Origin of the sequence: Trinickia mobilis, from assembly GCF_017315705.1 — a bacterium.
In the GTDB taxonomy this organism is placed as follows: Bacteria; Pseudomonadota; Gammaproteobacteria; order Burkholderiales; family Burkholderiaceae; genus Trinickia_A; species Trinickia_A mobilis.
Genome location: NZ_JAFLRF010000087.1, coordinates 1 through 6,168 on the forward strand (window position 1 = coordinate 1; position 6,168 = coordinate 6,168).

Genomic DNA, 6,168 nt, shown 5'->3' on the forward strand with positions numbered 1-6,168 from the left:
CCATGCTGCGCGACGGCACCTTCTATCAACCGAAATCCGCCCCTAATGCTTGACGAATCACATAGGGGCACCCCCCCAGCCCGGTGGCGTCGTCCCGTTTGATGAAGATGCGTGGAGCTTCCGGCGACGTAATGAGTCGACGAACCGGCTCCAGCGGAGTGGGAAGGTGGCCTAACTGTACGCGGTCAAACTGGTCTACGTGATCGCGAAGGCGCGCTATGTTGAAACGTTTCATGTCGATGCAGTCTGTAGTGTGTGGACAGCATCCGCCCGTCAGTCCGGCGGGTTCCCTTGAAGCGTCTGGACAATTGCAATCCGTACCAGAACGCAGGTTCTTCCTCTAGACCGTGAAGAGTCGTCCGAATTGCGGAAGCTTCTCGCTAACATTGCTCAGCCGTAGCGCGTGCCACGCCATCGCATGGTTGCTCGAGGTCACCGGTTTGGCCAACTCGCCCTCGATTGACGTTATCTGATCCGCGAGCCGAAGCGACGTGCATGAGACAAACACGGCGTCCACGTCATCGTGTCGGCCAATCGCCAAAATAGCTTTGCGCATCGACTCGGAATCGATTCTGGCAACCTCGTTATCGTTAGAATGTTCAAATGAACCCATGCGGACTACATCGATCCCCCGGTGTGCCAGATAATCACGAAGTGACTCATTAATGGTGCGCACATACGGTGTCAACAGCGCAATACGGCGTGCACCAAGCGCATTCAGTCCGACACGCGCGGCGGTAATGGGGGTTGTACAAGCTACATTTGGTCGCGCTTCCCTGATTCGCTCCATGACCGTCTCCTCGCCTAGTACGATGGAGGCCGACGTGCACCCGAAGGCAACCACGTCGAGTCGTTCGCCGGGCCGAATCACTGCAACGCCAGGTGCGATCAGCGTGTCCATCTCCCTGAGCGTTTCGGGCGTGATTTCAGCCGAGTTGGCTATCCGACTTTCATAGAAACCCACTCCATCGAGTGCAAGGAGTTTGCGCCACTCGTATTCGATGGTGTGGTCAGTCGCGAGCACGACCAATCCTATCGCAGCACGACGCGAAATTCCCTCGTCGAGCGAGAAATCAAGCCGCACGTATCGTTCTGCAGATTCCAGGGTGTCCATTTGAAAGGAGTCCACTCGAGATTGTTCAATTTGCCACGACTGTGTCGCGCTCCGATCCGTTGCGTCGGACCCGGACCTGAGTTGCGCACATCGGTGGTCTGCGCTGGTGGGCAATCAAGCCGCCCGCCGGGGCGTGCGTGGTTATACCGCCGCGATCACCGCGATCTCAACCGTGTATTGCGGAAATGCCAGCTTCGACTCGACGCACGCGCGCGCGGGAGCCTCCCCTTCAGGGACCCAAGCGTCCCAGATCTCGTTCATCTGATTGAACGTGGCGTAATCGGCCAGCCAGATGCTCGCCGACAGGATCTTGGTCTTGTCGGTGCCCACTTGCTCGAGCAGTCGATCGATCTTCGCAAGAATCTGTGCTGTTTGACCCTTTACGTCCTTACTCGGGTCATCGGCAACCTGCCCGGCAAGATAAGCCACCCCGCCGTGCACGACGACCTGACTCATTCGTTTGCCGCTTTCGTAGCGCTTGATCTGCATTGATTGCTCCTAGAAAAAGTAACCATGGCAACGCCGATAGCCTAACTCATGCCACACACTGTTGTCGACACTTTTATCGACAGTAGCGTAACCTTCTGCCTGCCCGCAATTAGCACTTCCCCCATTGATTCCCCGGGGCGTGCATCAACACTCGCCCGCCACGAGGCGTGTCGCTTGGCCTCCCGGACAATGCGGTTCGGTCCACGAACACGCCTCATCGGAAACACAGACGCACCCTTGTCTGAGTACTTCCCTGCCTACGTCGTCACTCCACACCCGGCCTCGAGATTTTTTCGAGGATCAGTGTTACACACCATTGATTTTGCTTTCGCGCCAATATACATTTGTGTCGACACATTTAGATGGCAGCAGCGTGACCCACGACGAATCTAGAGTCGGTAATCCCGCAGGGACTCGGCCGAAAAGTGCAATGCCATCAAAGCATCGCTTCGCATCCGGGGACCATGATCCGAGAGCAATCACGTCGCGTGCGACGTTTTAATGCCAACATCAAATACGCTTCAAACTTGAGGAAATCATGAGAGTCATTGTGCTCGGCGGAGGGGTAGTCGGGGTCACGACCGCGTACCAACTTCAGAAGGACGGCCACGAAGTTGTGCTGATTGATCGGCAACCCGTCGTCGCCGGCGAGACGAGTTGGGGTAATGCCGGGATGGTCGCTCCTGGACACTCCTTTGTCTGGTCGTCGCCGAAAGCGCCCATGACGCTGCTGAAGTCGCTGTTTCTGAAGGATCAGGCATTGCGGTTCAGGTTCTCTGCTGATCCGCGCCTCTACAGCTGGTCCTGGCTGTTCCTGATGGAATGCACCTCGGAAAAAGCTCGCCGCAATACGCTCCTCAAGCATCGACTTGCGGCCTATTCGCAAGCCATTCTTCAACAGGTCATCGCCGAAGATCCGCTCGACTACGACCGAAACGATCGAGGGATCATCTATTTCCACCGGAGTCAGGAGGCGCTCGACCGCGGCGTGGCTCAAATGAAGCTGCTCGAGTCGGACGGACAAGTCATCAAGGTCCTATCCAGCAACGAAGTCACTTCTCTCGACCCCGCTCTTGCGTCAGCGAAGGAAGGAATCGTCGGTGCAATTTATTGCCCGACCGATGAGACGGGCGATCCGGCAAAGTTCACTCGAGCGCTCGCCGAGAAGGTCACCTCCCGAGGCGGGCAGATTCAAACCGGTACGACTATTCGTGCCTTCGAGACATCCGGCGGCGAAATCATTGGGGTCCACACCGATAACGGCCTGGTAAAAGGCGACGCATACGTGCTCGCGCTCGGCTGCTACAGCCCCATTCTTGCCCGGCAGATCGGGATCCACCTTCCGATCTATCCCGTGAAAGGGTACTCGCTAACCATTCCGATTGAGGGCCACGCGTCCCCGCCCAACGTCGCAGCAGTGGACGAGCACAACCTTGTCGCCATCTCGCGATTCGGTGATCGGATTCGGGTAACGGCGACCGCCGAGTTTGCCGGGTATGACACGAGCCACAAGCCTTCTGACTTCGCGTTCATGAAGCGTGTGACGCAGGAGCTCTATCCCGAGGGAGCGAACTACGATTGCGCCGAGATGTGGGCCGGCCTGCGGCCGATGACGCCGAACAACCTGCCTGTTTTTGGTCGCCGACAGTATCGGAATCTGTTCCTGAATACCGGTCACGGCCATATTGGGTGGACAATGTCCCACGGATCCGCTCGGATCACGGCGGACCTGATCGCCGGGCGGACGCCGGCCATTGCAATGGAAGGCCTCATGTCGTGACAATCGGGTTACACGATAGGTTCGCGCGCACGGATCGACCGCTTACCAGATACGGTTTGAAATGTCAGGCTTTCATCGCGATGTGCGGGGCCGTTCGGGTAAGAACGTCCCCGCAGCCAAGGTCCGGGAGATGTATGGGATGCGATACGACAGCTGTGCTGTGGAATGCAGATTTGCCGACCTTCTGAATCCGTTTCAGCGCGCATCATCCGCGAACTCAAGCGTCACGATATCTTCGATCTTTTCGAACTTCGCCGCAGTATCGAGGCGTCCGCCGTGCAGCTCGCCGTAGCGCGCGCGGATTTCAAGGACGTTCGGGCGCCGCGCAAGTTCTGGAAGGACGTGATCAAGAACAAGGCCCGCACGCCCGCCACCGAGTTGGTCATCCGAGATGAGGAGTTTCACGTCGGACTGGTTGCCCTGTCGGGTAACAACGAGATGGTGCGAGCACTATATGGCATCAACGCACGCATTCACTTCGTACGCTGGGTCGATCTCGAGCAGCGAGGACACGATGCATTCGCCGAACACCTTGAGATCCTTGATGCGATTGAAGCGCGCGACGTCGTCGACCTTCCCGCTCAGATCCGCTCGAAGATGGCGGCAATCCCCTGTCCGCCGCCAATGCACATCGTTACCAGCGCGTATCGCCCCCCGATACGCTGCAGTTCGTAAATCGCCTTTGTCGCCAAGATAGCGCCCGTTGCGCCGATTGGATGGCCGAGCGATATGCCGGATCCATTCGGATTCAGCTTGACAGAGTTGAACCCCAGTTCCTGGGCAACCGCACATGCTTGCGCCGCGAACGCTTCATTTGCCTCGATCACGTCAATGTCATCGAGCGTGAGTTCCGCTCGCGCCAGTGCCGTCTTTACAGCCCGCACTGGGCCGATGCCCATAAACGCGGGTTCCACGCCCGCGTGCCCATAAGCAACAAGTCTGGCCACCGGAACGTGTCCATCGCGACTTGCTGCTGCGGCCGACGCAAGCACCACGGCCGCAGCGCCATCGTTAAGGCTGGACGCGTTCCCAGGCGTCACTGTGCCGTCGATCGCGAATGCGGGCTTGAGTTTGCGCAGGTCGTCTGCAGTCATGTTGCCGCGAACATGTTCGTCAGTGTCAAACATGACCTGACCGTTCTTCGAGCGCACCGGCACGGGAACGATCTGCGACTTGAAGTGCCCGGCTTCGATCGCGGCCGCCGCTCGGCGATGCGATTCGAGTGCAAGCTCATCCTGCTGCTCCCGTGAAATGGAGAATTTCGCTGCGACATTCTCTGCCGTCTGTCCCATGTGGTATTTCTCGAAGGGATCGGTGAGTGCGCCGAGCATCATGTCAACCATTTTCGTGTCACCCATCCGTTTCCCCCAACGGGCATCCAGCATCGAATATGCAGCGCGCGACATGCTTTCCGCGCCACCGGCGACGACATAATCAGCGTCGCCGAGCATCAGGGATTGCGCCCCTGTGAGAATAGCCTGCAAGCCAGAACCACATAGTCGGTTGAGCGTCAGCGCGGTCGAGCGCACGGAAAGCCCCCCCTCGATCCCTGCGACGCGCGCGAGATACATATCAGCCGGCTCGGTGTGAATCACATTGCCGAACACGATCTGATCCACCTTCGTCCCTTCTACATTCGCCCGCGCGAGAGCCTCACGAACGACGAGAGCGCCAAGGGAAGTCGGAGAAACACTCGCGAGCGACTTGCCGTAATCGCCGATCGCCGTGCGCACGGCACCGAGAACCACTACAGCGTTAGACATGGAACCTCCTGATGCGCTCGCGCGCCTTATACAAAGAATCGGGGCAGAGTTTCAACTCGAGCGTCGACGTGAAACGTCCGACGCCCGACAAGATCCGTAGAGGAAAAACACGCGGCGTCATCGACTAGAGCGAACTGACCAGATGGCCGCCGTCCACGGCAATGACTGAACCAGTCATGAAAGACGCTGCATCGGAAGCCAGCAAGAGTAATGGACCATCAAGTTCACCCAGCTTCCCGAGGCGGCGCATCGGGATGCGTTTGATGAGTTGCACTCCTGCATCTGTTTCAAAGAACTCACGATTCAGATCGGTCTCGAAGTAACCCGGTGCAATCGCATTTACGCGAATCCGATAGCGCGCGAGCTCGAGTGCCAGCGCCTTCGTCATCTGGACCACCCCCGCCTTGCAGACCGTGTAGGCAACGACCTGCTGTGCGACGCGCAGGCCTAGAATCGATGCGATGTTGATCACGCTCCCGGGCTTACCAGCCTGCTTGAGATGCGATGCAAAAATCCGCGTCATTCTCCACACGCCGCTAAGATTGACTTCGATCGTCTGCTCCCAAGACTCGTCGGTCGTATCGAGCGCCGGAGCGTGATGAGCAATTCCCGCGTTATTGATTAGCACATCCGGGAGACCGAAGCGCTCGTTAATTTCCGCGAGACATCGCTCGACTGATGCAGCGTCGGTGACGTCCAGTTCGAAAGCCTCCGCACTCTGCCTGATTTCGCGGATCGAGGCAGCCAGCCTGAGACCGAGTTCGATGCGCCGGCCGCACATCGCGACAGCGCAACCTTGTGCTGCCAGCGTTTGGGCAAAATGCAACCCCAGCCCGCTGAACGCCCCGGTTACCAACACCACCTTCCCCGCAAGCCCGAATTGAAATCCCATAGCGACTCTCATATCCTCCGTGCCCATTGCGACGCCTATGCAACTTGTCTCAGCTCAATGACGGCGGGGCGGGAAAGCTGCGCCAAGGCGTTGCTCCATTCGGCATCGACCGACTGGAAATTCCGCTCCT

General features: G+C 58.3%; 6 protein-coding genes. 2 read left to right on the forward strand and 4 right to left on the reverse strand.

The annotated features are described in order from the left end of the window. Nucleotides 1-340: 340 nt before the first annotated feature. The gene (locus J3489_RS36720; protein WP_207005695.1) at nucleotides 341-1,114 is read right to left on the reverse strand and encodes a maleate cis-trans isomerase family protein; all 774 of its coding nucleotides are present in this window, start codon (nucleotides 1,112-1,114) and stop codon (nucleotides 341-343) included. Nucleotides 1,115-1,255: 141 nt separating this feature from the next. Continuing rightward, nucleotides 1,256-1,603, reverse strand: a complete 348-nt coding sequence (locus tag J3489_RS36725; protein WP_207005696.1) for a RidA family protein — start codon at nucleotides 1,601-1,603, stop codon at nucleotides 1,256-1,258. Nucleotides 1,604-2,141: 538 nt separating this feature from the next. On the opposite strand from J3489_RS36725, the gene J3489_RS36730 reads away from it, so the two are divergent. Next, on the forward strand, nucleotides 2,142-3,383 hold the full coding sequence (locus J3489_RS36730) for a D-amino acid dehydrogenase (protein ID WP_207005697.1): 1,242 nt from the start codon (nucleotides 2,142-2,144) through the stop codon (nucleotides 3,381-3,383). A 165-nt stretch (nucleotides 3,384-3,548) separates the two neighbouring features. Then, nucleotides 3,549-4,058, forward strand: coding sequence for a GntR family transcriptional regulator (locus J3489_RS36735; RefSeq protein WP_207005698.1), 510 nt, complete (start codon nucleotides 3,549-3,551; stop codon nucleotides 4,056-4,058). On the opposite strand, the gene bktB is transcribed toward J3489_RS36735, so the two are convergent. Continuing rightward, entirely contained in the window at nucleotides 3,965-5,146 is a 1,182-nt protein-coding gene (gene bktB / locus J3489_RS36740) for a beta-ketothiolase BktB (protein ID WP_207005699.1), read from the reverse strand. The genes J3489_RS36735 and bktB overlap by 94 nt on opposite strands. Before the next feature lie 124 nt (nucleotides 5,147-5,270). Beyond that, on the reverse strand, nucleotides 5,271-6,038 hold the full coding sequence (locus tag J3489_RS36745; protein WP_242540603.1) for an SDR family NAD(P)-dependent oxidoreductase: 768 nt from the start codon (nucleotides 6,036-6,038) through the stop codon (nucleotides 5,271-5,273). Nucleotides 6,039-6,168: the final 130 nt, after the last annotated feature.

Coding starts and splice junctions, on each gene's coding strand:
- bktB (WP_207005699.1), bottom strand. CDS start 5,146: ATGTCTAACGCTGTAGTGGTTCTCGGTGCCGTGCGCACGGCGATCGGC.
- J3489_RS36725 (WP_207005696.1), bottom strand. CDS start 1,603: ATGCAGATCAAGCGCTACGAAAGCGGCAAACGAATGAGTCAGGTCGTC.
- J3489_RS36735 (WP_207005698.1), top strand. CDS start 3,549: ATGCAGATTTGCCGACCTTCTGAATCCGTTTCAGCGCGCATCATCCGC.
- J3489_RS36730 (WP_207005697.1), top strand. CDS start 2,142: ATGAGAGTCATTGTGCTCGGCGGAGGGGTAGTCGGGGTCACGACCGCG.
- J3489_RS36745 (WP_242540603.1), bottom strand. CDS start 6,038: ATGGGATTTCAATTCGGGCTTGCGGGGAAGGTGGTGTTGGTAACCGGG.
- J3489_RS36720 (WP_207005695.1), bottom strand. CDS start 1,114: ATGGACACCCTGGAATCTGCAGAACGATACGTGCGGCTTGATTTCTCG.